This window comes from Allobosea psychrotolerans (genome assembly GCF_002917105.1).
Lineage (GTDB): Bacteria > Pseudomonadota > Alphaproteobacteria > Rhizobiales > Beijerinckiaceae > Allobosea > Allobosea psychrotolerans.
On sequence record NZ_PQFZ01000002.1, the window covers coordinates 136284 to 161013 of the forward strand.

The following is a 24730-nucleotide window of genomic DNA, read 5'->3' on the forward strand; positions in this document are numbered from 1 at the left end:
ATTCACATGCGGCCGGACATCATCGTCATCGGAGGGGGCACGGTCGGCGCGGCGATCGCGTATGGCCTGGCGAAGCAGCGGCAGCAGGTTCTTCTGCTCGACGGCGATGATGGCGATTTCCGCGCGGCCCGCGCGAATTTCGGGCTCGTCTGGCTGCAGGGCAAGGGGCTCGGCATGCCGGCCTATCAGGCCCTGACCCGTGACAGCATCGCCTTGTGGCGCGGCTTCACCAACGAAATCGAGGCCGAGACGCAGATCGACCTCGCCTATGAGCAGAATGGCGGCCTCGCTTTCTGCCTGGGCGAAGAGGGCTTCGAGCAGCGACGGCACGACCTGATGCGTCTGCACAACCAGCGCGGCGAGGGCGCACCGGATTGGGAGATGCTCGATCGTTCGGCGCTGCAGCGCTTGCTGCCGAAGGTCACCCTCGGCCCCAATGTGACGGGGGCGAGCTTCGGCCGACATGATGGACACGCCAATCCGCTGCGGCTGCTGGCGGCTCTGCACGGAGCGCTCCCCCGCCATGGCGGCAGCATCCGCCATCGGGCGCGCGTCGAGCGGATCGAGCCGATGGGTCGCGATTTTCGCCTGATCCTCGACGGCGAGACATTGGTCGCGCCGCGCATCGTCATCGCGGCCGGGCTCGGCTCCCCAGCATTGGCCCGGCAGGTCGGGCTCGAGGTGCCCCTGCGCCCCGAACGTGGACAGGTGCTCGTGACCGAACGGCTCGAGCCGTTCCTGCCGCTGCCGGCAAGCGGGCTGCGACAGACCGGCGAAGGCACGGTGATGATCGGCGCGACCAAGGATCGCCCGGGCTTCGATGTTTCGACGACGGCTGAAGCGGCTGCCGGGCTGAGCCGCAAGACCGTCGAGATCGTCCCGGCTTTGGCTCAGGTCCGCCTCGTCAGGCAATGGGCCGGCCTCAGGATCATGACGCCCGACGGCCATCCGATCTATGCGCAGTCGCAGAGCCATCCCGGCGCCTTCGTCGCGCTCTGCCATTCCGGCGTGACGCTCGCGGCCTTCCATGCCGAGACGCTGGCGGGAGCCATCGCCGCCGGCGTTCTGCCCGAAAACCTTTCTCCCTTTCACCAGAGACGCTTCGATGTTCCGCAAGCTGCATGATCCAGGGGCGCAAGCTGTCACGATCTTCATCGACGGGCGTCCCGTGCCCGCCGAGCTCGGCGAAAGCGTCGCCGCGGTGCTGCTGCGCCAGCCCGAAGCCTGGTGCCGCACGACGCCGGTCTCGGAGAGTCCGCGCGCGCCCTATTGCATGATGGGCGTTTGTTTCGAATGCCTCGTCGAGGTCGACGGCCTGGCCTCCGTGCAGGCTTGCCTGACCCCGGTCCGAACCGGCATGCGTATCGCCCGTCAGCAGGGCCCCAGGAGCCTGTCGGCATGAGCGCGAACGAGACCGATCTCCTGATCGTCGGCGCGGGTCCCGCCGGCATGGCCGCCGCCGTCACCGCCCGCCGCCAAGGCCTCTCCGTGCGTGTCCTCGACGATCAGCCGGCGCCCGGCGGCCAGATCTGGCGCGCGATAGAGACTGTAGCCGAGACGCCGCGCATCGCGCGGCTTGGCGAGTCATACCGGACTGGAGCGGATCGGGCCTCCGCCTTCCGTGCCTGCGGCGCGCTCTACGAGCCGGAAAGCCAGCTCTGGCAGATCGAGCCCGGTTTTCGCGCCTTCCTGACCCGGCAAGGCAGGGCGCGCAGCGTGACCGCGAAGGCGGTCATCCTCGCCACCGGCGCACAGGAGCGCCCAGTGCCGTTTCCCGGCTGGACGCTGCCGGGCGTGCTCACGGTCGGCGCAGCGCAGATTTTGCTGAAGACGGCCGATTCCGTGCCGACGAGCCCCGTCTGGATCGCTGGCTGCGGGCCTCTGCCATTGCTCTACATGACGCAGCTGCTGGCGGCAGGCGGCCGGATCGCCGGCTTCCTCGATACGACCCCGCGCGGGCGCATCGGCGCGGCTTTGCGCCATCTGCCGCAAGGCCTCGGCCGCCTCGCCGATCTCGCCAAGGGCCTGTCCTGGTCGTTCGCGCTCAAGCGGGCCGGGTTTCCGATCATCCGCCATGTCACGGAGCTTCGCGCCGAGGGGGAAGGGCGCCTCGAAAGCCTGCATTACCGGACGCAGGACGGTCGCGAAGGCGAGGTGGCCGCCGAGGTGCTGCTCGTCCATGAGGGTGTGGTGCCGAATATCCACGCTCCGCTCGCGCTCGGCTGCGCAGTGAGCTGGCATGCCGGCCAGCACTGCTATGTCCCTGAGTTGGACAGCTGGGGCGAGACATCCCAAGCGAATGTCTTCGTCGCGGGCGACGGCGCTGGCATCGGCGGCGTCGAAGCGGCCGAACCGCGCGGGCGGATCGCCGCACTGCGCGTCGCTGCCCGACTCGGGAAACTCGGCGAAGGTGAAGCCGAATCCACCGCCCGGCCGGAGCGGGGCAGGCTCTCCCGCGCGCTCGCCTTGCGGCCATTCCTCGATGCGCTCTATGCGCCGCGTCCACAGGTCTTCGCCCCGGCCGACGAGACGCTCGTCTGCCGCTGCGAGGAGGTCACGGCCGGCGAATTGCGCGCCCGCGCCGTGCAGGGGCGACCTGGCCCCAACCAGATCAAGGCCTTCACCCGCGCCGGCATGGGCCCCTGCCAGGGCCGGCAATGCGGCTACACCATGGCCCATATCGTCGCGGCCGCGCAGAACCGGCCGGTCGAGAAAATCGGTTTCTATCGTATCCGCCCACCGCTGAAGCCGGTGACGCTTGGCGAGTTGGCAAGTCTTGGCGAGTTGGCAAGTCTTGGCGAATTGGCGAGCCTCGACGAGCGGGAGCCGGCGGCATGAGCGCTGAGGCATTCGACGTCGCGGTCGTGGGCGGCGGCTTGCACGGCCTGTCGGCGGCGCTGCATTTGGCCCGCACCGGCCGGCGCGTGACGGTGATCGAGCGGCGCTGGACCGGGCGGCACGCCTCCGGCGCCACCGCAGCCGGCGTGCGCACGCTCGGCCGCGACATCGCCGAGATCCCGATCTCGCTCGAAGCGATGGCGATGTGGCACAGGATCGCGGACATCGTCGGCGACCCTTGCGGCTTTCATGCCCATGGCCAGCTTCGCGTCGCGGAAACTGGGGAGCACATGCCGGCCCTGCTCCAGCGCGAGGCGAAAATCCGCTCGCTGGGCTATGCGCATGAGGAGATCATCGACGCTGCCGAGCTGCGCCGCCTCGTGCCGGCCTTGAGCCCGCATTGCGTCGGCGCGCTGGTGGCGCGGCGCGACGGCGCCGCCGATCCGCATCGCACCATTCTCGCCTTCCGCCGCGCCTGTGAGGCGGAGAACGTCGCCATCGTCGAGGACTGCGGGCTCGAGGCGGTCGACCGGCAGGGAGACGACTGGCTGCTCGTTTGCGGCCAGCGCCGCTTCCGCGCGCCCGTCGTCGTCAATGCGGCCGGGGCCTGGGCCGCCCGGCTCGCGGCCCTGTTCGGCGACGAGATCGCGCTTGGCGTCAGGGCCTCGATGATGATCGTGACGGAGCGCCTCGCGCCGCTGCTCGCCCCTGTCGTCAGCGTCGTCGGCCGGGCGCTCTCCTTCAAGCAATCGGACCAGGGCACTCTGGTGATCGGCGGAGGCTTGCAGGGCGCGGCCGACCTCGACCGGGAGCGCAGCAGCGTCGACTTCACCGAGCTCGCCAAGGGAGCACGGGCCGCCAGCGACCTCTTCCCGGCGGTGCGTGGGGTGCGCATCGCCCGCTGCTGGACCGGAATCGAAGCGCAGACGCATGATCATCTGCCGGTCATCGGCGCCTCGCCGAACGCGCCCGGCCTGTTCCATGCCTTCGGTTTCTCCGGGCACGGCTTTCAGCTCGTCCCGGTCGTCGGCGCGATCCTGACGGATCTCGTCGTTGAGGGAACGACGCGGCGCGAGATCGCCGCCTTCGCGCCGCGGCGCCTGATGCAGGAAAGGGTCGCGGCATGATGAGCTATGTCTTCAGGCGCGTGCTTCTCGCCGTGCCGACGCTGTTCCTGATGCTGACGGCGATCTTCGTGCTGGTCCGGCTCTTGCCCGGCGACGCCGCCTCCGTGATCCTCGGCGACCAGGCGAGCGCCGCCTCGCTCGCCGCCCTCCGCGAAAAGCTCGGGCTCGACCAGCCGGTCCATGCCCAGTATCTCGCCTTCCTCGGCAAGGTGCTGACGGGCGATCTCGGCCAGTCCTTGAGCAGCGGCCGCAGCGTCATCCAGGAGGTGCTGCTGGTGCTGCCCTCGACGATCGAGCTCACCATTGCAGCGGTCGCGATCGGCCTCGTCTTCGGCCTGCCGCTCGGCGTCGCCGCCGCGCTCAGCCGAAATGGCTGGGTCGACTATGTCTCGCGCGTCGTCTCGCTGGTCGGTCTGTCCTTCCCGGCCTTCGTCTCCGGCATCCTGATGCTGATCGTCTTCTCGATCCAGCTCGGCTGGTTCCCGGTGCTGGGCAACACCAGCGGCGCCGGCAGCCTGGTTGAGCGGCTGCGGGCGCTCGCACTGCCGGCGCTCAATCTCGGCATCATCATGACGGCCTATGTGATGCGCGTGACCCGCGCCGCGATGCTCGGCGTCCTGACCGAGGACTATATCCGCACCGCCCGCGCCAAGGGGGTGGGCCCGGGCCAGCTCGTCGTGACGCATGCCCTGCGCAACAGCCTGATTCCGATCATCACGGTGGTCGGGCTCTATTTCGGCACGCTGATCGGCAATTCGGTGCTGACCGAGATCATCTTCAACCGCCCGGGCCTGGGCAAGCTGATCATCGGCGCACTCAACGCCCGCGACTACACGCTGCTACAGGGGCTGATGATCATCTTCGCCATCTGCGTGATCATCGTGAACACATTGACCGACCTGGCCTACGGCCTCGTCGATCCGAGGGTGAAATACACATGAGCGCAGTTGCCACCACGACCGTCGACATCCGGCCGGGCGGCCTCTGGCTCGCCTTCACCCAGAACAAACTCGCCTGGGTCGGCCTCGTCCTGCTCATGCTCATCGTCTTCGTCGCGGTCTTCGCGCCCTGGCTCGCCCCCTATGATCCTCTGGAGCAGAACATCGTTGTACGGCTCGAGCCGCCCTCGGCGGAATTCTGGCTCGGCACCGACAGCTACGGCCGCGACGTGTTTTCGCGATTGCTCTACGGCGCACGGATTTCGCTTTTCGTCGGGTTCGTCGCCATCCTGATCGCCATGCTGGTCGGCACGACGATCGGCGTGCTGGCCGGCTATATCGGCGGCGTGTTCGACCAGATCGTCATGGGCTTCCTCGACGTGCTGCTCGCTTTCCCGACGCTGCTGCTCGGCCTGATGATCGCTGCGATGCTCGGAGCGAGCCTGGAGAACCTGATCATCGCAATCGCAGTGACGGAGGTCGCCCCCTTCGCCCGCGTCGCACGCGCGCCGACGATGACGCTGCGCCAGCGCGATTTCGTCGAGGCGAGCCGCTCCTATGGCTGCGGCCCGTTCCGCATCATGACGCGCCATATCCTGCCCAACATGATCTCGGACGTGGTGGTGATGAGCTCGCTCTGGCTCGCTTCCGCGATCCGTACCGAAGCTTCGCTGAGCTTCATCGGCCTCGGCGTGCCGCCGCCGGCGGCGACCTGGGGCGGCATGATCCGCGAGGGCTTCGAGAACATCCTCGATGCCTGGTGGCTTGCCGTTTTCCCCAGTCTCGCAATCCTGGTGACGGTGCTTGCGCTCAACCTCCTCGGCGATGCTCTGCGCGACGCATCCGATCCGCGCAGCCGCTCAAGGTGAGAACAGCCGCCCATTCGAACGCACCGTGTCAAGGCGAGCGTCTGTGTGCATCTGACTGCGCCAGTTCACCATGGAATTCGGCACCTCGACATCGAACTGGCGCCGGCCGAGCAGCGCATTGGCAATCACCGCGCCGCGCCAAGCCATCAGGCTGAGCTGAGGTTCGGCAATGCCATGGCTGATGAGGCCCGCATTCAGGGCGAAGATCCGGTTCGCGTTTGGGCCATCCCAGGCGATGGCGAAATCCGCGTCAGGCACGGGGCGGCCCGTTCGGTCGATGACGATGCGCCCAGTCAGCGGGGCGAGACAGTCGGGCAGCTCGTAGCGGTAGCCGGTCGCGAGAATGACGATCTCCGCATGGCCGATCTCCATCATCCCGTCCATGCCGTTGCGCATGATGAGCTGGTAGGCGCCCTCTCTCGGCTCGGCGTTGACGACGTCGCGATGCGGCAGGAGCTCGACCTTCGGTCCGGCTGGCTCCAGATGCCGCAGAACGTAGAGACGGCGATAGATGGCGGTGAGTGTCTCGCTCGACACCCCGTCACCGGCGAGCTTCTCGCGCTCGACGGTGGCGTGGCGACGCGGCTCCGGGAGATCGCGGAAGCTTGCGACGTAAGGCGGTGTGAAGAGCTCGTTGGTGAAGGGCGTCTCGTCGAGCGGCAGGAAATTGGGGCGCTGGCTGATCCAGGCGACATGGCTTGGCGCATTGTCTGTCTGGTTCAGCAAGTGCAACAGGATTTCGGCGCCGCTCTGGCCACCGCCGATGACCGCCACGCGCTTGCCGGCGCAGGCCCCCAGCCGGAACCGCGCCTGCGAGGAATGGAAATGGTCATCCTCCCGCAGCCGGCCGGCGAAGGCTGGCAAGACCGGCTTCAGCCCGACACCGAGCGCGATGTTGCGGGCGCGCTGTTCCCGGTTGCCGCTGCGCAGGACGACATTGCGGCCATCGAAATCGACCTCGTCGATCCCGGCGCCAAAACGCAGGGTCGGCAGCCCCTCCGCCGCCCAGCTGAGATATTGCGCGAATTCGCGCCGGGGAATCGCGGCGAAATCCGCGTTCATGAAATCGTAGAAGCGCTTCTTCGCCACCAGGAAGGAGAGGAAGGTCCAGGGGCTCGACGGATGGGTGGCGCTCACCAGATCCTTGAGGAAGGAGGTCTGCAGCGTCACGTCCGGCAGCATCATGCCCGGGTGCCAGTCGAACGCGTTGCGGCGCTCGAAGAACAGCGCCTCGACCCCTTCGACCGCGTCGAGATGCGCCGCGAGGCTGAGGTTGAACGGCCCGATGCCGATGCCGGCCAGGTCGAGCGGGTGGTTTGTCATCATGGCTGGGCTCCGACGAGACTGCGCGGCTGCTCCGTTTCGGAGCGCTCGGCGAGATGAAGGGGGTTGTTGAGATTGGTGCCGAGGCTGGGGACCGGACGGCGATTGGCGTCGCCATAGCCGATGGCCAGCCGCACCCGGTTGATGCAGATGCGTGGCACCTTGGCGGTGAACAGGTCGAACAGGGCGAAGCGCTCGGTCAGTTCGGGATGAGCCGCCTGATAGCGCCGCAGGCAGCGGGCGAGACAGGCATAGAAGCGCAGCTCCGGAAAACGGTCATGCGTCTCCAGCGCATCCGAGAGGAAGCGCAGGACGCTGGTGAAGTGGCCGGTCTGGAGATGCTGCTGCAGATGGGCGGCGGGCCGGCGCTGCAGAACCGCCTTGATCTCCGGAGCGAGATCGTCCGCCTCCGGGAAATCCTGGTCGACGAGGTCGGCGTCGCCCTGCAGGTCCTTCAGCGCGACACCGCAGGGCGTGAACCGCTCCAGCACCAGCGTGACGTTCTGGCCATGGGCGATGAAGCCGACGCCATAGCGGCATAGGAAGTGGTAGAGCGGCACGGCGACCGCGTCGAAGAAGCGCTCTAGCCAGGCCTCGTGCGACAGGCCGGAGCGAACGATCAGCGCGCTCACGATCGGTCGCCCCGCCGGGGTCAGCTTGGTGAGCGCGCCCAGCATTATGGCGTTCTGGCCGGGCTCCAGACGGGTCTCGACGGATTCGCGCCAGATCGCGCCGAGCATCTCGCGGAACTGGTAGGGCACGCCCTCGATCCGCTCGTAGAGCGGGTGCGGATAGAAGGCGCCGGCCGGCTCGCGCAGCACTGTGGCTGGAGCGAGCGCCGGGTCGGTCGCCGCCTTCTCCGCGAGCCAGGCCGAGAAGACCGGCCCGATCGCCATGTACTTCCCCGGCACGCCGCGCCAGGCCGAGGTGTTGAGGATGCTGAGCGAGAGCTTGAGGTGCAGCGCGCTGGGAACACTGGCATTGGCGAGCGTCCGCAAGGATTGCTGCGGCAGGTAGCCGCTGCCGAAAGAGCCGAGCGGCAGGAGCCGGCCGGCCGCGATCTCGCCGGCAAATTGCAGCGCGACCATATTGTCCCACTGCCAGGGATGCACGGGCAGGAGCAGGAAGCGCGGGCGGTCCAGCCCGAGTCGTCGGCAGGCTTCCAGGCAAGCTTCCTCGAGCCGACGCCGCTCAGCGGAATCGAGCGAGGCGGCGAGGAGGTCCTCCTCCGAAATCGAGGGATCATGCGAGAGCTGGCAGGCATCGCGTGCGGCCGCCACCCAGAAGAGCTGCAGCTCGGCCTGGAATTCCGGCGCATAGGCCTCGGCATCGCCGAGCCCCCAGCCGATGCGCCCCTTGGCGGCGGGCGCCTTCGGATGCCCCTCGAGATAGTGCTGCAGCCGATGGTCGGGCAGGGCGATCAGCTCGTCCTCGCCGATCGCGGCGTTGATGGCCGCCACCCTGGCATCCGAGGACAAGGTGCTCGACAATTCCCGGATGTAGATGGCGAGCGTGTCGGGCTCGATCTCCAGCACAGCCCTGGCATCGATCATGAAGCCGGCGACATCGTCCGCCGGGGCCGCGAGCGCGCCGTCATGACGCGACAGGCTCCGGGGCTCGATTGCGAGATTGCCCCAGATGCGCCGCTTCGCCTTGAAGCGGTAGCTCACCGTCTCGCCGAGCCGCAGCGTCCAGAGCTCGTGCTGCTGATCCAGCGGTTCGGGCTTCAGGCCTTCTTCGAAGCTAAGCTCGCTGATCGCGCGGGCGATGAGGGCCTGGTTGAGCTCGCGCCACAACCGGGCCTCGACCGGCCGACCGCCGGGGAGGGGGCCGAGGCTCATAGCGCGATCTCCCGAAAGAAGCGCTCGCGCTCGCAGCAGACGAGCGCCGCGCGCTTATGCGGGAAGTCGAACTCCTTGACCTTCTCATAGGCGACGTCGGCACAATAGCTCAGCATCTTATGATGCGAGGCGCGAGGCTCGCCGACGATGCGCTGGGTGCGCGGCTCGTCGAGGAAGAGGTAATGCGTGAGCGAGCGGAACCAGGCCAGCGTCTTGGCGCGGCCGAGATGACGCGGATTGCCGATCAGGCCGTGCCAGCCCCTGTCGAAATCCTCCACCTCGTAATGCGGGCCGAGCCGGTCTTCCCTGGCCCAGTAGAACTCGAAATAGCCGACCGGCTCGTCGTCGAAGCTGCCGATCACGCCGAAGAGATGCGGATCCGCCTCCTGCTCGGCGAGATAGCGATCGAGCTCCTCGCGCGATTGCGCCAGCTCCCAGAAGAAGGCGACGCGCGGCTGGTTCATCCAGTGATGGAACAGGTCGAGGTCGCGGCGGCGGTCGATGGTGCGCAGCGAGAGCGTCATGCCCAGATGCGGCACCCAGCGGCGGTAGATCAGCCCGTTCGGCTGCGCCGGCCGCAGCACCGGCAGGCGGTCCGCCGGCCCGAGCGCGGAGCGGATCGCCGGATAGGCCGCATGCGCGCCGGCCTGCCGCCAGAGCAGCGGCAGCTGCTGGAAGACGCTGCGGGTGATCACCGCGCAGTCCACGCCGTCCGCCGTCCGATCGGTCTCGACGCAGAGCCCCACGATCGCGGGTTTGCGGGCATAGCCGGTAAGCTCCAGCCGCGACAGCGACGGGGCGCTCTGGAAAGCCGCTTCGATCAGGGCTGCGAGCGCATCCGCATCGGCGGGATGGTCGCCGTCGGGCCTGGTCACGTCGAGGCGGCCGCTCGCGGCGGCCACCGCAACCGTGAGCCGTGCCTCGATCCCGCTCTCCGTGCCTCCGGTGAACAGCACGCCGTCAGCGCTGTCGCTGGCCTCGATGACGAGCGCGGTCTCGCCGCGTGCCGGGAAGTGCCGGCTGGTCGCCCGCTTCGTCAACGGGGTCACGGCGGCGGTGTCGATCCTGGGAGCGATCGTCATGACCGCGCTCCCGCGATCGGATTGGGCAGCTCGACATATCCGGCGAGCGGGTCCGTCACATCGGTGTTCTCGTTGATGTTGCGGAAACAGATCATGAAATTCCCCTTGCTGAGGAGGGTTGGCGAGGTGAGGAGGTAGTCGAGGCAGGTCCTGTCGCGCAGCGGCTGCGCGGCGAGCGCCGCCAGCGCAGCGCGCAGCGCTGCGAGCAGGCGCGCCTCGCTGGCGAGACCGGCAAGCGCGAGCGCGCCGATGACCGAGAAGACGCTGTTCACGATGAGGTAGTAGCCGGCGAGCCTGGCCGCATAGGCGCTGTCGAAGACATGCCCGGCTTCGAGCCGCACATCCGGCGCCTGCGCCGCGAGCTCCGGCAGGAATTCGCGGACATAGCCGGTGCCCTGGCAGTCGCGGAAATGCAGCGTGACGGGCCAGCCATCGTCCAGGCCGACGACGATGTTCTGCTGATGCGCGCCGAAGAGCAGGCCGTGATCCGCCTGGATGCCGAGCAGGGGGAGAGCGACGTTGTGCAGGAAGCGCTCGAACCAGGCCAGCGCGGTTGCGGCAGGGGCACTGCCCTGGCGCACCGCGATGCGCCCGATGGTGGTCGAGAGCGCGCTGCTGCGCCCATCCGGGCCAATCTCGCAAAGCGACGCCAGCACCGCCGCGCGGCCATGTTGGCGATCGCCGCTGAACGGATTGTCGCGGAAGACGACGATGGTCGAGCGCAGCGGCGCACCGGTCTCGTCGCGCAAAGCGAGATAGCCAGGCTCGCCCATGACCCGGAAGCTCGGAAACCGCGCGGCGATCCGCTGCCCGACCGGTCCCGCCAGGAGCTTGTCGATCTCGAGCCCGCGCTCGCATTCATAGGGCTCGATGATGCGCTGCGAATTGGTCAAGCGCAGGTTCAGCGACATCTTCAGCATCCAGGCGGCATGTGGCGCATGGATGCTGCGCAGGGACGAGGTGGCGTGCCAGTTCGAGCCGGCGGGCCCGAGTGGGCGGATGTCGCCTGTCGTCATCAGGCGCGTGATCGCGGGATCGAGTATGAGCTGCGAAGCCTGCCAAGGATGCATCGGCAGCAGCACCCGCCCGTCTTCCACCTGCCGGCGAATGGCCGGCTCCATAGCGGGATCGTCGATGGCGAGGCTGGCGGCCATCTCCGAGGCAGCCTGTCCGCGCGAGCTGCCCTGGAGCACGATCTGCGGTGCGACAGACCACCAGTGCAGCGCGAAGCCCCGGCCGTATTCGGGCGAGAAGCGCCGCGTATCCTCCAGCGTGAACTGGTCGCGGCTGCGTGGCGTCGGATGCACATTGTGGCCGAAGCGCAGGGCCTGCTCGGCCTCGATGAAGCTCGGGTCGCGCTCGGCGAAAACCGCCTCGCCGAGGCAGGGATGGCGCAAGGTGTCTTCGATCGTGGCGAGGCTGTCGAGCGCGCGACGCAGGAAGACGAGCCCTCTTATGTCGGAGTCCGCGCCCGCGATCTCAGGTTCTGCCGTGATCAGGTTCAACAGCTCGGGGAAGGGGACGACACGCATCGCGCCGTCCGGCCCGACTTCATAGAAGGGTGGGCGCAGACCATGGGCGCCGACCCGAGAGAGATGAGTGAGCGCGACATGGATCTCGCGCCCGGCCAGCGGCAGCTTGAGAACCTGGCGCGGAGGGGAATCCGCAGCGGATACGCCATCCCCGTTGCCGATGGACCAGCCTTGCCATTCCCGCATCAGGCTCAGGAGAAGTGCACGCGCCGAAATGCGGCTGGCGAGCTCCAGGGTTTTGGGCTTGGCTTCGATCATGGTTCGACCTTCATTGTCGAGGTATTCGACTTGATATTGTTGATAAACTCTCAGATTAGAATCAATCTATATTGTATATTTTGTTTTGACATCGAAGGAATTGCATGTATCGGCGCGATTTGAATTGGTTGTTTCGAGGGAATTGCAATGGCGACCAAGGATGTGACTCGACTCTCGCTCATGGCGGCGACCGTCGGCTTCGGCCAGTCGGCACTGCTGGCGCTGGTGCCGATCATCTCGGGGGCGACCGGGCTCGATGCGCCGGCGATCGGAGCGATTGGTTTCCTCGGCGCGCTCGCCTTCCTTGCCGCCGCACCGGCCTGGGGCTACCGCGAAGGCGGGCTGCGCAGCCGCTTCCGGCTGCTGGCCTGGCTGATGGTCGGAGCGCAGTTCGTGTTCCTGGGCGTGCTGAGCGCCGGGTCGATGTCCGCCATGCTCGCCTTCGCGCTGCTGGCCGGTTCTCGCATCGTCTACAGCGCCGCGGCCGCAGGCGTGATGCCGCAGGCGCAGGCCGCGATCGTTCGGATGAGCAGCCCGGAAAAGCGCCATGCCGCCTTGGCGCGATTGAGCGCCGGGCTGTCCGTTGGCCGTGTGCTCGGTCCGCTCGTCACCTTGCCCGGTGCGGCGGGCCTGCTGCCGGCGCTTGCGGTCATGACGGTCATGCCACTCGCCTTGCTGGCCAGCCCGGACATCGTGCCCGCCGAGCGGCAGGTGGCGCAGCAAGTGGAGCGGGCCCGCCGTCGGTGGGATGTGGCGCGCGCCGTCTTGCCCTTGCTGGGGGTCGGCTTCGCCCTGACGCTCGGCCTCGGTCAGATTCAGATCACGCTCGGCCTCTTCCTGCAGGCACGCTTCGGACTGGACGCACATGCCGCCGCCCGCTGGAGCGGCGTGACCTTCATGCTGGTCGCTGTGGCGATGATCGTGGTGCAGCTTGCCCTGGTGCCGCGCCTCAGAGGCGGACTCCTGCGTAGCCTGCGTATCGGCCTGGTCGTCTTCTCTCTCGGCAGCGCCGCAGCAGGCTTTGCCCCTTCGGTGTTGGTCGTCATGCTCGGCGCCATGATTGCGGGCGGCGGCATTGCGCTTGCGACACCCTCCTACACGGCCTGGCTCGTCGGCCGGATCGCGCAGCGGGAGCAGGCGGCTGCCGCGGGCTGGCTCGCCAGCGTGCATGTGCTGGGGCAGGGCGGGGGCGCACTGAGTGGTGGGCTCGCCTTCGCGCTCTCGCCGCTCGCGCCCTTCCTGATCTGCGCGGGGCTCGGAGCGGCGATCGCCCTGGCGCTCCCCTATATCGAACCGCCACGCGATCATCGCGAGGCCCGATAAGTTCGCGCGCCGGCGGCAGCCCCCGCCTCGCTGGAACACGCTAATGCAAAAAGGCAATGATGAATTGCGGGGGAAGGCATATCGCGTCCAAACTTCTCTTAAATTCGACGGAGTCACTGGTCGTTGCGCGGATTAGTTTCAGATATTTAGATGTTTATACTTTTAGGTATTCGCCAGTTTTAAATTAGAATAAACAGGAAATGGCTACATATTTGACTTCTGCGGCCTTCGTAACAATTGAATTCTGTAGCTTTTGTTTGCATGCTGGTGGAATTGAATTCTTGGACTGGTGCGAAATGCCTAGCGGACTGAAACGCAGTGCTCAGGAGGCGGCTCCTGTGTCCGGGCGAGGGCGGCGCTCTGCCCTAGTGCAGGAGCCTGGCCCGCTCTGGCTTCTCTCCAGTGAGATGCCCCAATCAGAGATCGACCTTCATCTCGGGGCGAGGGCGGAGCGGCGTTTCGTTTTCGATGGGGCGAGCCCGGCTCCGTTCGGTGCCAGAGCCATGCTGCGGCTGGAGCCCGATATCGGCCTGATGTCGCTCTTCGCGCCGAGAACGGCAGTTTCATTGCCCGTGCGAGATCTGTGCGCGGAGGGCAAGGCTCTGCTGCTGCGCCCGGCCGATGGCGCGCTGATCGTGACCTGCGGCGCGCGCCGGGCTGTGGTCGGCGGCCGCGAGGCCATTCTCCTGATGGCGCCTCCTCAGGCGACGCTGCTGCCGATGCAGATCTCGCGTCTCGATTGCCTGACCATCCCGACTGGCGCGGTCAGCGAGCGGGCGCGCCTCCTGGCGCAAGAGCTGCGCGTCTTCGGGGCCGGCGACGACGCCTTGCAGATGCTCGGCAACTATGGCGCGGCGTTGTTGCGCGGGATGATACCGATCAGGACGCCGGAGCTGCACGAGCTCGCCAGGCATTTCATGTTCGATCTCGTCAACATCATGTCGCCCGAGAGCCTGCCGGGCCGCGAGCCTCGGCATCGCCGCGACGAGCGGATGAACGCGATCAAATCCGATATCGAAGCGAGGCTCGAGGACCGCAGGCTGACCGCACGCGAGATCGCCGACCGGCACGGCATCAGCTTGCGCTATCTCCAGAAGCTGTTCGAGGACGAAGGAACGACCTTCTCGGAATTCGTGCTGCAGCGCAGGCTGGACAGGGCCTTGCGCCTTCTGCAGTCGGCCGGCTCCTGGGAGACCAGCATCACCGAGATCGCCTTCGGCGTCGGCTTCGGCGACCTCTCCTATTTCAACCGCACCTTCCGGCGCCGCTTCGGCGCCGCGCCGCGCGACATCAGGGCAAACCAGCGCGCCATCGTCGCGGTGCAGGCTTAGAGCCTACTCAGGATCAAGAAGCCCCGGCGCCGGCGCTTTTCGACTGCCGCCACAGCATCAGCATGCGCAGCGTGGCCAGGACGGCGAAGGCCGACAGCGCGGTTGCGACCGCGAAAAGCCAGCCATAGCCGAGCGCGTCGGCGAGCTTGCCGGCGAGCATCGAGCCGACGAGATAGACGAGCAGCTGTGCGCAGGCGAGGATCGTGAAATCCGTGCCGGGCTGGTCGGAGGTCGTCACCGCCATGAACAGCGAATAGAGCGCGACGATCTCCATATAGCGGATCAGCGTCTGGAAGCCGGCCGCGCCGAACAGGGGCCAGGAGCCGGTGACGACGCCGATCGCATGACAGGTGAAGAGAAGGAAGCACAAGGTCCTCATGCCGCCGAGCAGGCCCAGCACGAAGGAGAGGCCGCGTCGCTTCACCAGCCAGGCGGCGATGAAGGAGCCCGCAAGACCCGCCGTGGTCGCCGAGAGGCCGGAGAGATAGCCGATCTGGTCGAGCGGGATGCCGGCATCGACGAGATAGGGGCCCTCCATCGCCTTCACCAGGCCCTCGCTCGCCCGGTAAATCAGCGCGATCCAGAGGATTCGACGGGCCTCCGGACGGCGCAGGAAGGCGCGCAGTGAAGGCTTCTGCAGCGCCGGCGCTGCGGCGTCGCTCTCGCGCATCAGCGCGGCGGCTGCCAGCGGCAGCAGCGACACGGCCGCGATGACGAGAAGCATGCCGGTCCAGCCGATGCGGTGATAGAGCACGAGGCCGAGCGTGCCGCCGATGACGACGCCGAAGGCGATCGCGCCGCCCTGGATCGCATTGCCCATCGCACGGTCGGCCTCCGGCAGGTATTTCGCGGCATAGCCGTCCGTGGCGATGTCCTGCGTCGAGACCAGCAGCGAGGCGATGAAGCCGACCGCCACAATGCCGACGATGTTCGTGGGGCCGATCGGGATCAGGGCGAGGATGGCGAGGATCGTCGCGCTCTGCGTTATCAGCACCCAGCCGGCCCGGTGCGCCCGCGCGAAGGGCCTGACGCGATCGACCCAGGGCGCCCAGAACAGCTTGAGGACGAGCGGCAGCAGCAGGATGCTCATATAGCCGATCGCGGTTCGCGACACGCCGGCTTCGCGCAGGATCGGCGGGATCGCCGCGACGAAGAGATAGGACGGGATCGACTGGGCGAGATAGAGCCCGGCGAGGACCCCGAACAGGCGATAGCGCCCGATGGGCTCGCGCCCATTAAGGCCGGCGGCGCTCGCCGGAGAAGTCACGGTCACGGCACGGCCGTCTGATGCTGGAGCAGGAAGGCCAGGCCGGCCTCCTCCTCGCGCTCCGCGATGATCGGGAAGGGCCAGAGCCGGCGGAATATCTCTGCCGTCTTCTCGTCGGCGTCGGGCCGGATAATGGCGCAAGCCTGGCAGAACTGGCTCAGGCGCGCCTTCGTCGCCTTGAACCAGAGCGCCTGCTCGCGCTCGCCAGCCTGTGAAAGCGCCCGCCTGCCGCCGAAGACCGTCAGCAGGACATAGGGCTCCGCGCGCTCGCCGATCCTGGCGAGCGCGTCGAGATAGTCGCGCTCGTCGCTGTCGAGATAGGGCGGCAGATAACGCAACGTCAGGATCGCGTCGGCACCGATGTCGAGGCTGACCATGATGCGTCAGAAAGTCTTGCGGAAGCCGACCGTCACTGTGCGACCCCAGGCATAATTGGCGAGGTTGCGCACCGAGGTCGCCGTCGGGTTCTGATAGGCCCGGTCGAACAGGTTGTTGACCGAGACATAAGCCTCGCCCTCCCAGATCGGTGCGGTGAAGGCGGCGTTCATCGTCACGGCGCCCTTCAGCTTGTAGCGGGTGCCCGTGAGGTCGATGGCGACGTCGCGGTCCGAGAAGCCTTCGCCCTCGAGGCGCAGCTGCATGCCGTTCACGAAACGATAGCTGCCATAGAGCATGCCGCGCCAGGGCGAGCCGATGCGGTTGTTGGGCAGATAGCTGTCGAGCTTGCCATCCTTGTTCGTGTCGTAGCGGCCCTCGCGATATGACACGACCGAGCCCATGGTGAACTGCTCGGTGAAGGCGTAATCCGCCGTCGCCTCCGCGCCCCAGATGCGCTCCTTCTGCTGCGAGAGCGTGTTGGTGGCGGCATCGAAGGTCACGCCGTCGTCCGAGGTGCTGATATAGCCGGTCAGCGATCCCTTGAAGGCGCCGTAGCTGCCGCGCACCCCGAGCTCGTAGTTGTTGACGATCTGCGCCTCGGGCGCGATCGAGGCATAGCTGATCGTGCGGCGGCTGGCCGGCAGGCAGTTGATGTTGGCCAGGGTGCAGGCATAAGCGGTCGAGAGACCGGCGCGCCGGGTGAAGGCGCCGACATCGGGCAGCGCGAAGCCCTGCGACCAGCCACCGAAGACTTCGCTCGTGTCCGACAGCTTGACTGTCGCGCCGAGATTGCCGGTCAGCGCCGAATAGTCGAAATTGCCACCCGTCACATTGAGGGCGGGCAGGACGAAGCTCTGATAGCCGAGCGCGTTGTTGGCGGCCACGGCCGCATAGGCCGCCGGGCGGACATAATCGCTGACCGACAGCGCGAAATGCTCATAGCGCAAGCCACCGCGCAGCACGATCCGCTCCCCGATCGGGATCTGCAACTGGCCGAAGCCCGCAGTGGTCGTCTGCTTCAATGGCGTGAAGACGTCCTGGCCGTTGGTCAGCGTCTGCCAGGTGCGGTCCTGGATCAGGTCGCCGCCCCAGGTCAGCTTAGCGCCAGGCAGGAGCCGGTCGAGCGAGGTGTCGATCGTGACGTTGACGCCGCCGCGCTGGGAGTAGAGCGTCGTCTGGTTGTCCGGGCTCGTCGGCGAGAGCGGGTTGAAGGAGTAGTAGACCTGCGTGTTGTAAGGGTATGCAAAGGTTGAATAATTGAAGCGCTTCTTGATGTCGTTGTAGTAGCCGAGCACGCTCAGGCTGCCGAGCGCGAAATCCTTGTCGGTGTAGCGCAGCGAGAGTGACTTGGTGTCCTCGATGACGTTCTGGCCGGGATAAAGCCGCGTCCGGTCCGGGCGGGCGTAGGGAGCGGCATAGTTCGTCAGATATTTGGGATCCTGGTCGAAGGCGATCAGCGAGCCGTTGATCTCGATGCGCTTGCTCGTGTCGAAGTCATAGCCGAGCTTGGCCAGCAGGTTGCCCGCCTTGTAGCGGTCGCCGCCGCCCTGGCCGAGCAGTCCGTCCGAGGGCAATTCGCGGCCGGCGCCGTCATAGGTGCGGCCGGCGCCACGTCCGCTGGCCGTGACCAGGTAATCGAAGCCGTTGGGGACCTTGCCGGAAACCGTGACGGAGGCCTCCGGAGCGAGCGAGCGGCCGATATTCTGCGTGAAGGCGCGCATCGCGGTGTTGACCGTGACGGTCGGCTTGCCCTCCGCCGCCTTCTTGGTAATGAAATTGACCGTGCCGCCGGTCGCGCCGGCGCCATAGAGGCTCGAAGCACCGGCCACGACTTCGATGCGCTCGACCGAGTTGAGATCGATCATCGACAGGATGCGCGAGACGTCGCGCAGCGGCGTGGTCATCGGTACGCCGTCGACCAGCACGAGCAGGTCGCGCCCGCGATAGTTTTCCGAGGCGCTGGACACCGTTTGCGTGGACATCGAATAGCCCGGCACCAGCTTGCCGAGGGCAGCGGCGGCGCTCGGGCTGAATTTGAGCTGCTCCTCGATCTGGGCCCGGTCCAGGACCTGGACCGATTGCGGTGTCTCCGCGGTGCTGCGCTCGGTACGTGCCGCCGTGACGGTGATCGTGTCGAGATTGATGACGGGGATCGGATTGGCCTGGCCGAAGGCGGCGGTGGCCGCTGACAGGGCGGCGAGGCTTACCGTGAACGAAAGGAGCTTTGTCATCGTGGTGCCCGTCAATCTCTTCTAGAAAGCCGCTGGGAGCGGAAAGCAAAGTCGGAGTCATTCTCCGGATGGAGGCCTTGTCTTCAGTTTTGAATCAAAATAAACTGCATGGAGTCTTCTTCTGTTTCTGCATTCCCGTCATATTCCCTAACGGCTCTCTATGGTGTCCGCAGGCGATAGACTTGGACTTGAGCGAACGCCGAATGGGACAGAAGCGAACGGGCACGCCGGCGCAGACCGATGTGTCGTCGCTGCAACGCGGCTGCTCTGTGCATTAACGGCCTGTCCGGCCCATCGGCTTGTTTCGTCGAAAGAGGGGGAGGGCCGCGCAATCCTGCGCAATTCCGGCCGCCGCCGTGGCCGCGGGCGGACCGTCTCCAGCAATCGGATGCCAGCCTCAGTCCGCGCGACGCTACGCGCCCGTGCGGCTGAGCAGGCGCGGCTTGAGGCGCTCCTCGAACCCCTTGATGGTCAGGCTCAGTGCCGGCTGCGACACGCCCAGTTTCGTGCCGGCTCTGGTGAAGTTGCGCTCATTCGCCACCATGGCGCGCTTCGAGGAGATCGAGGCCGAGATCGCAGCGCCAGCTGAATTGCGGGGCAGGGCGCCTGGCACGATCCGCGTCATTTCCGGGCATCGGATGGTTGCAGGAAACAAGACTTGGCGTCGCGATGATGTCAGAAGGGCTCTGTCAGAGCCTTGACGTTAAAAACGCGACGACATCATCCAGCACCGGCGCACTCCAGTGCAAAAGCTCCGACAGCGCGACGACCGTCCCGACATGGCCGAGACCCGGATAGATCTTGAGCGCGACCGACTGCGCGCCGGCGTTCTTCAGCGCTGCGGCGAGCCGTTCGCTGTTGCGCGGCAGGACAGTCGTATCATCGGACCCGGTCGCCAGAAAAACCGGCGGGGTATCGCTGCGGGCAAAATTGATCGGTTGCGTCAGCGCCGGGTCGCGGGCGTTTCCGAACGCTGCCTTGGTCACATCGATGTCGAAGGGCAGGAAATCATAGGGGCCCGAGAGCCCGACCGCGGAGCGGATATCGTTCGAACGCAGCCCGGCAGCGGCGAGATAGCGCTTGTCCAGCGTCAGCATCATGGCGTTATAGGCGCCGGCAGAATGTCCCATGAGGTGAAGCATGCGCGGTGAGCCGCCGAAGCGGGCGATATTGTCGCGCACGAAGCGCAGAGCCATTGCGCCATCCTCGATGAATGTCGGAAAGCGCACCTCGGGAACGAGACGATAATCTGCAATCACCGTGACGAAGCCGCGCGAGGCGAGCGCTTCACCGACGAATGCATAGGTCTCCTTGGCGCCGTTGGCCCAGGAGCCGCCATAGATGAAGAAGACGACCGGTCTGTCGGTGCCGCCATTTTGCGGGACGTAAATGTCCATTCGCTGCCGCTGGAGGCGGCCGTAGGCGACGTCGCTTGCGCCATTCGTTAACACGTCAGGGCGTAGCGCGGCGCAGCCGGGAAGGGCTCCCGCAGCGAGCATTGGAACGATCGCGCGGCGGGAGATTTCAGTCGTCATTGTCGCCATCAGCTCCAGGGGCTTGGCTCTATACGCTTGCTCCGGTGGAATGGATTTGCGCCTTGGGCGTTTCGAAGCGGCACCCGGACGTGAACCGGGGCGGCGTGCCCTGCGTATCTGCAGGCACAGCCCCGGAGGTCATCATGCGCTTCGTCGTCGGTTACATCGCGTTTCTCGTCGCCTTCGGCATCTGCGATGCCATCTGGCTCGGCACGATGACGGCCAAGCTCTACAGGCCTGCGCTGGGCGACCTGATCGTCGAGCAGGTGCGCTACTGGCCAGCAGCGTTGTTCTATTTCGGCTTTCCGCTCGGTGTACTGCATTTCGCGATCATGCCCGCTCTGCGGGATGAAAACGCCGGCGCGGCTCTGGTGAATGGTGCCCTGATCGGCTTGTTCGCCTATGCGACTTATGACCTGACGAACTACGCCACTCTGCGCCCCTGGACGCTGACGATCACTGTCGCAGACATGGTCTACGGCACCGTCGCCGTCGGCTTCTGCAGCTGGATCGCCTATGAGATCGTGCGCCGCGCCAGCGGTTGGGGCTGGGTCTGATCGTTCGATCTCCTCGGCGGAGCCATCAAGCGGGCCGCAGCCGATAGTGATTGACGCCCCAGGGTTCGCCGCCGGCATGACCGAACAACCCGCTCGTGGCCAGAAAAAACAGGCGCCAGCGGCGCCGCCACAGCGCCGCGTCCTCGCCATAGACCTCGCTCAGGATCGGGTCGATTCTCGGCAGGTTGTGGTCGAAGTTCGACAGCCAATCCTCGGCCGTGCGCCGGTAGTGCTCGCCGCTCCAGCGCCATTCCGCCTCGACGGCGAAGATATCGGGAAACTGATGCGCCAGGGCCGCGCTCGGCATGATGCCGCCTGTAAAGAAATGTTGCGCAATCCAGTCGCCGCCATCGCCGCTGTCGAAACGGTAACAGCCCCGCACATGCGCGAAGACATGGATGAACAGCCTCCCGTCCGGCTTGAGCCAACCGTGGACGCGGCCGAGAAGCGCGCGCCAATTCGCCATATGCTCGAACATCTCGACCGAGACGACGCGGTCGAAACGCTCATCCGCTGTGAAATCGTTCATGTCGGCGGTGACGATGCGGAGGTTGCTGAGCCCGTATTGGCGCGCCCGTTCCTCGATGAAGGCGCGTTGCGAAGCGGAATTGGAAACCGAGACGATCCGCGCTGCCGGGTAGCGCTTCGCCATCCATAGCGACAGCGAACCCCAGCCGCAGCCGAGCTCGAGGATATCCTGACCATCGGCGAGCAACGCGTGCTCCGCCGTCAGCACAAGCGCCGTCTCTTCCGCCGTCGCGAGACTATCGCTGGAATTGGCGTAGTAGCAGGAGGAATATCTGCGCTGCGGTCCAAGCACCTGGTCGAAGAAGGCGGCCGGGACCTCATAGTGCTGGGCGTTGGCGATATCGGTATGGATTGCGATCGGAAACTCCGCCATCTCGCGGGCGAAGGCGGCGGCATCGGCGGATTGCGCGGCCAGGGACTGCCCCGTGCGACCGACCAGAGAGGCAATCACCATGCGGCTGATGGCGTCGGGCAGGGGCAGGCCTTCGCCCCAGTTCGAGAGCCTCTGCATGATGGTCATGGCGTTGCTCCTTTCGGCGGCTTCGGGATCAGCGCGCTGGTTCGATTCTGGTACGCCCGATAAGCGGCGCCGTGCTTGGCGAGCAGGTGCTCCTCAAGCGGGGGGATACCTGAGATACGGGTGAGCAGCAGCGTGATGCAGGCAGGCGCCAATAGGGCGAGCCAGCCCCAGGGATAGGACATTCCGGGTGCTGCTATCGCGTAGGAGCACCAGAGCACGCATTCGAAGAAGTAGTTCGGATGACGTGACCAGCGCCATAATCCGCGATCGCAGACGCCGCTGGTTCCCAACCGGGCGAAAGCACGCAGTTGCCCATCCGCAACGGCACCGCCTGCGAGGCCGGCGACGAAGACGCAGACACCGACGAGATCCTGCCAGCCCAGCAAAGGCGCCGGGTTATGCGCCGCCAGAACGATCCCCAGCGCCAGCGGAATGCTGACCAGCGCCTGCATCTGAAGCAGGCGAACCATCTGTCGAGGCGCCTGGCTACCCCAGTCGCGCTTGAGCTTCGCGTAGCGCGGATCCTCGGTGATATTGCTCGTACGCCGCGCGATGTGCAGGCCGAGCCTCAGCGCCCAGGCGAGTGCAAGCCCGGCCACCAGCAAACGTCGCGACATCGGCCCGGCGCCAAAGGGCAACAATGCGCCGGCGAAGCCGGTCGCACCGAGCCCAACGGTCCAGATCACATCGATCCAGCCGGAATTGCCGGTGCGGCGCTCGATCAGCGCTGCCAGCAGCATGAAGGCAGACATCGCCACGCCCGTGAGAACGGCGGCCATGGCGAAGGAAGCGACGGTCACAGCCGCACCAGTGGTTGCAACAGCCGTCCGAGCCAGCCTTGGAGCAGCACATTCCCGGTCATGGCGACGATGCAGGTGCAGCCCTCGATCGGGTCGACACGCGGCGTGTGATCGCTATCGGAATCGGCTTCGTCGAAATCCCCGGCCGCATAGCGCCCGTATTCATGCTCATAGGCCCCGGACAGGATCGTGGTCCATTCGAGACCGCTATGCTTGTGGTGCGGCAATGCGATGCCTGGCCCGGCGCGCAGCATGAATACGCGTGCTTCCGCGCCGGGAACCTCGATGCGCCGCAGGGCGATCCGGATTCCGATCGGCCGCCACGGGCCCAAGGCGTAGGGACGCAGAACCCCGGGCAATCCCGGTTCGCCCCCTGGCGAAGCCCTATCGACGCCTAGCTTGTCGGGCTCGACCAGCCGCGAATGGGGCGGCCCCGCATCCATCGAGACGGGCTCGATTGCGTCGAGGAGCGCACCCTGCACGGCCTGCAGTTCCTGTACGCGCCGCCAGCTCACGTGATCCATCTCGACATGAGCCGCGACGACCACCGCGAGACCTTCGTCGAGTTGCCCCGCGGCGAAGGACGCCAGCATTTCGTCGGACGGACGATGCGCGACGCTCATCGCAGATCCTCCAGCTTGCCGCGCAGATGCGACAGGGCCAATCGCAGCCGCGACTTCACCGTCCCGAGCGGAATGGCGAGACGGTGAGCGACGTCCTGGTGGCTGAAGCCTTCGAGGAACGCCAGTTCGACGACGCGATATTGATCCGCTGAGAGCTGCGTCATTGCCGCCCGCACCCGCACATCACGTTCCGCTCCGGAGAGTGTCTCGTCGGGACGTTCAGGTCTTTCTTCATCCAGAATCTCGTAAACTTGGGACAATCGCGACCGTGTCTCCCGGCGAGCGATGTCGATGCGCAAATTTCGCGCTATTGTCGCGATCCAGGTCGATGCGCTGGCTTTGGCAGGGTCAAACAACGCCGCCTTGCGCCAGACGGCCAGCAAGGTTTCCTGCGCGACCTCCTCCGCCAGCTCGGCAGGCGTTCCGCCACGCATGAGCAGGCCCTTCACGCGTGGCGCGAAATGGTCGAAAAGAGCGGCGAATGCGGCCCGGTCACCCGAGCGCGCGATCGCAGCAATTAGTGAGTTGGGGTCGAACAAGACGACGAACCGACCTCCTTGCGCAGCGGCTCCCGCCTTGCGCATGCCATCGACAGTCAGGGCGAGTGCGGCAACCATGGTTGAGATACGCCTGGCCCAGGGCGCTGGATCACTGGTTGGCCAGCCAAGACAATACTCGGTCGCATTACTGAACGGCCTTCCAGGCCACGTCCCGACAGATCAGCCGCCCGACGATGCAACCGCGCGTGGTCAAGCCCCCGGCGGCCGTCGTGATCGTCATCGCATAGCTCCAGTCTCGCTTGGGATCGTAGGCGTTCCCCGAGAAGCTTCCGTCGGCCTGGCGCGCCAGGGTCATGATCAGCTTATCGCCAACGGCCTCACCTGTGCTGGTGTCGCCGATCCAGAGATTGGTCGCACAGATTTTGTCGCCGCATGGCGCGATGCGCACACGCGCATTGCCATCGTCGCGCAGCCAAGTGCCATCGAGATCTCTGGCGGCCGCGCTCGCCACAGACAATGATGAAAAGGTGAGGGCGAGCAGAAGGCGGCTCATGGCGATGTCCTTTTCCGCGAATGCCTCTCTTCTACGCTCAGCCACCCTGATCGGTTTCATCGGAGTGCGAAATCGTGCCGAGGCGGCCGGCGAAGAGCCAGCCGATCAACACGGTCAGGGATGCGGCGCTTAAAAAATTCAGGCGCTGCAGGGCGGCGTATTCACCCGGGTCGTAGAGGTGAAGCGGCGCGCCCAGAAGCGCAGACGGCTGCAGATAGACGATGAAGGCCAGCGCCGCGAAGCCCAATGCAAAGGCGCATTCGCGACGTCGAAACAGCAGCAGCGCCAGCATCAGGCACGAAAACAGGAAAACCTCGACCCCTGAGCCCGGGCCGAAAGCAACGCGGCAGAGCAGGGTGTTGCCGATGCCGGCGACGAGCAGCAGCGCACGTCCGAAAAGCGAACTGCGCCGCATCGCGGCCGGAACGGCGGCAAAGAGGGGCGTCGACAGAAAGGTGACGTAGGACGGCGAGATGACCGGCGAGACCGCCCAATAGATATACAGCGGATAGAAGGGCTGGTTCGAGACGATAACGAGCGCGACGGCGTTGGCGATCGCGGCGCGCGGATCGGGATGCGCGGCATAGGCACCGATCGCCGTGATCACCTGCTTCAGAGCTGTCCTCGACATAGCCGATCCCTCCCGGGTGTCCGCACCTGTTTTGCTGCCTACGCACCAGATCCGGCCATGGGTCACCGGGCCGGTGTGTTTTTCGGCGCCCTGCGGCAAATCCAGACCGGCACGTGCTGCGTATACCCGTCATGAAAAACGGAGA

The 24730-nt window shown here is 66.3% G+C and carries 23 protein-coding genes and 1 pseudogene; 9 read left to right on the forward strand and 15 right to left on the reverse strand.

Annotated features, from left to right (window positions below; translation table 11 throughout):
• The first annotated feature begins 6 nt into the window (after window positions 1–6).
• From CYD53_RS03675 to CYD53_RS03700, 6 genes are read left to right on the forward strand one after another with little or no spacing between them, the layout of a single operon-like run.
• Entirely contained in the window at window positions 7–1125 is a 1119-nt protein-coding gene (locus tag CYD53_RS03675) for an NAD(P)/FAD-dependent oxidoreductase (protein ID WP_103716792.1), read from the forward strand.
• Entirely contained in the window at window positions 1106–1402 is a 297-nt protein-coding gene (locus CYD53_RS03680; protein WP_103716793.1) for a (2Fe-2S)-binding protein, read from the forward strand. The genes CYD53_RS03675 and CYD53_RS03680 overlap by 20 nt, the downstream gene beginning before the upstream one ends.
• Window positions 1399–2838, forward strand: a complete 1440-nt coding sequence (locus CYD53_RS03685; protein ID WP_103716794.1) for an FAD/NAD(P)-dependent oxidoreductase — start codon at window positions 1399–1401, stop codon at window positions 2836–2838. Before CYD53_RS03680 ends, CYD53_RS03685 begins: the two co-directional genes overlap by 4 nt.
• Window positions 2835–3965, forward strand: a complete 1131-nt coding sequence (locus CYD53_RS03690) for an NAD(P)/FAD-dependent oxidoreductase (protein ID WP_103716795.1) — start codon at window positions 2835–2837, stop codon at window positions 3963–3965. The genes CYD53_RS03685 and CYD53_RS03690 overlap by 4 nt, the downstream gene beginning before the upstream one ends.
• Window positions 3962–4906 (forward strand): ABC transporter permease, encoded by a 945-nt coding sequence (locus CYD53_RS03695; RefSeq protein WP_103716796.1) that lies wholly within the window; start codon window positions 3962–3964, stop codon window positions 4904–4906. The genes CYD53_RS03690 and CYD53_RS03695 overlap by 4 nt, the downstream gene beginning before the upstream one ends.
• Complete coding sequence (locus CYD53_RS03700; RefSeq protein WP_103716797.1) at window positions 4903–5772, forward strand: ABC transporter permease; 870 nt, start codon at window positions 4903–4905, stop codon at window positions 5770–5772. The genes CYD53_RS03695 and CYD53_RS03700 overlap by 4 nt, the downstream gene beginning before the upstream one ends.
• On the opposite strand, the gene CYD53_RS03705 is transcribed toward CYD53_RS03700, so the two are convergent.
• Genes CYD53_RS03705 through CYD53_RS03720 form a run of 4 tightly spaced genes read right to left on the reverse strand, consistent with a single transcriptional unit; the run spans window position 5764 to window position 11808 of the window.
• Window positions 5764–7095 (reverse strand): lysine N(6)-hydroxylase/L-ornithine N(5)-oxygenase family protein, encoded by a 1332-nt coding sequence (locus tag CYD53_RS03705; protein ID WP_103717092.1) that lies wholly within the window; start codon window positions 7093–7095, stop codon window positions 5764–5766. The two genes, CYD53_RS03700 and CYD53_RS03705, sit on opposite strands and share 9 nt — an antisense overlap.
• Window positions 7095–8936 carry an IucA/IucC family protein gene (locus CYD53_RS03710; protein WP_103716798.1) on the reverse strand — a complete coding sequence of 614 codons (1842 nt, stop codon included), beginning with the start codon at window positions 8934–8936 and terminating at the stop codon, window positions 7095–7097. Before CYD53_RS03710 ends, CYD53_RS03705 begins: the two co-directional genes overlap by 1 nt.
• Window positions 8933–10018, reverse strand: coding sequence for a GNAT family N-acetyltransferase (locus tag CYD53_RS03715; protein ID WP_103716799.1), 1086 nt, complete (start codon window positions 10016–10018; stop codon window positions 8933–8935). The genes CYD53_RS03710 and CYD53_RS03715 overlap by 4 nt, the downstream gene beginning before the upstream one ends.
• A complete protein-coding gene (locus tag CYD53_RS03720) occupies window positions 10015–11808 on the reverse strand; it encodes an IucA/IucC family protein (protein WP_103716800.1) in 1794 nt (597 codons plus the stop codon). The genes CYD53_RS03715 and CYD53_RS03720 overlap by 4 nt, the downstream gene beginning before the upstream one ends.
• A gap of 147 nt (window positions 11809–11955) precedes the next feature.
• Here CYD53_RS03720 and CYD53_RS03725 point away from each other — a divergent pair, with 147 nt between their 5' ends.
• Window positions 11956–13131 (forward strand): MFS transporter, encoded by a 1176-nt coding sequence (locus tag CYD53_RS03725; RefSeq protein WP_103716801.1) that lies wholly within the window; start codon window positions 11956–11958, stop codon window positions 13129–13131.
• Between the two features lie 503 nt (window positions 13132–13634).
• Complete coding sequence (locus CYD53_RS03730; protein WP_181011702.1) at window positions 13635–14462, forward strand: AraC family transcriptional regulator; 828 nt, start codon at window positions 13635–13637, stop codon at window positions 14460–14462.
• Window positions 14463–14475: 13 nt separating this feature from the next.
• Here the strand turns inward: CYD53_RS03730 and CYD53_RS03735 are convergent, their stop codons facing one another.
• From CYD53_RS03735 to CYD53_RS03755, 5 genes and pseudogenes are all read right to left on the reverse strand, one after another.
• Complete coding sequence (locus CYD53_RS03735; protein WP_425428259.1) at window positions 14476–15735, reverse strand: MFS transporter; 1260 nt, start codon at window positions 15733–15735, stop codon at window positions 14476–14478.
• Window positions 15732–16106 (reverse strand): hypothetical protein, encoded by a 375-nt coding sequence (locus CYD53_RS03740; RefSeq protein WP_103716803.1) that lies wholly within the window; start codon window positions 16104–16106, stop codon window positions 15732–15734. The genes CYD53_RS03735 and CYD53_RS03740 overlap by 4 nt, the downstream gene beginning before the upstream one ends.
• A 6-nt stretch (window positions 16107–16112) precedes the next feature.
• Window positions 16113–18338, reverse strand: coding sequence for a TonB-dependent receptor (locus tag CYD53_RS03745; protein ID WP_103716804.1), 2226 nt, complete (start codon window positions 18336–18338; stop codon window positions 16113–16115).
• Between the two features lie 360 nt (window positions 18339–18698).
• Window positions 18699–18882 (reverse strand): annotated as a pseudogene (locus tag CYD53_RS30620) (LysR family transcriptional regulator); the annotation flags it as partial.
• A 145-nt stretch (window positions 18883–19027) separates the two neighbouring features.
• Complete coding sequence (locus tag CYD53_RS03755; protein WP_245928071.1) at window positions 19028–19735, reverse strand: alpha/beta hydrolase; 708 nt, start codon at window positions 19733–19735, stop codon at window positions 19028–19030.
• A 281-nt stretch (window positions 19736–20016) separates the two neighbouring features.
• Between CYD53_RS03755 and CYD53_RS03760 the strand changes: the two genes are divergently transcribed.
• On the forward strand, window positions 20017–20430 hold the full coding sequence (locus CYD53_RS03760) for a DUF2177 family protein (RefSeq protein ID WP_103716805.1): 414 nt from the start codon (window positions 20017–20019) through the stop codon (window positions 20428–20430).
• Between the two features lie 25 nt (window positions 20431–20455).
• On the opposite strand, the gene CYD53_RS03765 is transcribed toward CYD53_RS03760, so the two are convergent.
• The 6 genes from CYD53_RS03765 to CYD53_RS03790 form a co-directional block, all read right to left on the reverse strand.
• A complete protein-coding gene (locus tag CYD53_RS03765; RefSeq protein WP_103716806.1) occupies window positions 20456–21478 on the reverse strand; it encodes an SAM-dependent methyltransferase in 1023 nt (340 codons plus the stop codon).
• Window positions 21475–22278 (reverse strand): DUF1295 domain-containing protein, encoded by an 804-nt coding sequence (locus CYD53_RS03770; RefSeq protein ID WP_245928072.1) that lies wholly within the window; start codon window positions 22276–22278, stop codon window positions 21475–21477. The genes CYD53_RS03765 and CYD53_RS03770 overlap by 4 nt, the downstream gene beginning before the upstream one ends.
• Window positions 22275–22901: a ChrR family anti-sigma-E factor gene (locus CYD53_RS03775; RefSeq protein WP_103716807.1), complete on the reverse strand. Its 627-nt coding sequence runs from the start codon at window positions 22899–22901 to the stop codon at window positions 22275–22277. Before CYD53_RS03775 ends, CYD53_RS03770 begins: the two co-directional genes overlap by 4 nt.
• Entirely contained in the window at window positions 22898–23518 is a 621-nt protein-coding gene (locus CYD53_RS03780; RefSeq protein WP_245928073.1) for a sigma-70 family RNA polymerase sigma factor, read from the reverse strand. The genes CYD53_RS03775 and CYD53_RS03780 overlap by 4 nt, the downstream gene beginning before the upstream one ends.
• 67 nt (window positions 23519–23585) lie before the next feature.
• On the reverse strand, window positions 23586–23954 hold the full coding sequence (locus tag CYD53_RS03785) for a DUF2147 domain-containing protein (RefSeq protein ID WP_103716808.1): 369 nt from the start codon (window positions 23952–23954) through the stop codon (window positions 23586–23588).
• A gap of 37 nt (window positions 23955–23991) precedes the next feature.
• Window positions 23992–24684 carry a hypothetical protein gene (locus tag CYD53_RS03790; protein ID WP_245928074.1) on the reverse strand — a complete coding sequence of 231 codons (693 nt, stop codon included), beginning with the start codon at window positions 24682–24684 and terminating at the stop codon, window positions 23992–23994.
• Window positions 24685–24730: the final 46 nt, after the last annotated feature.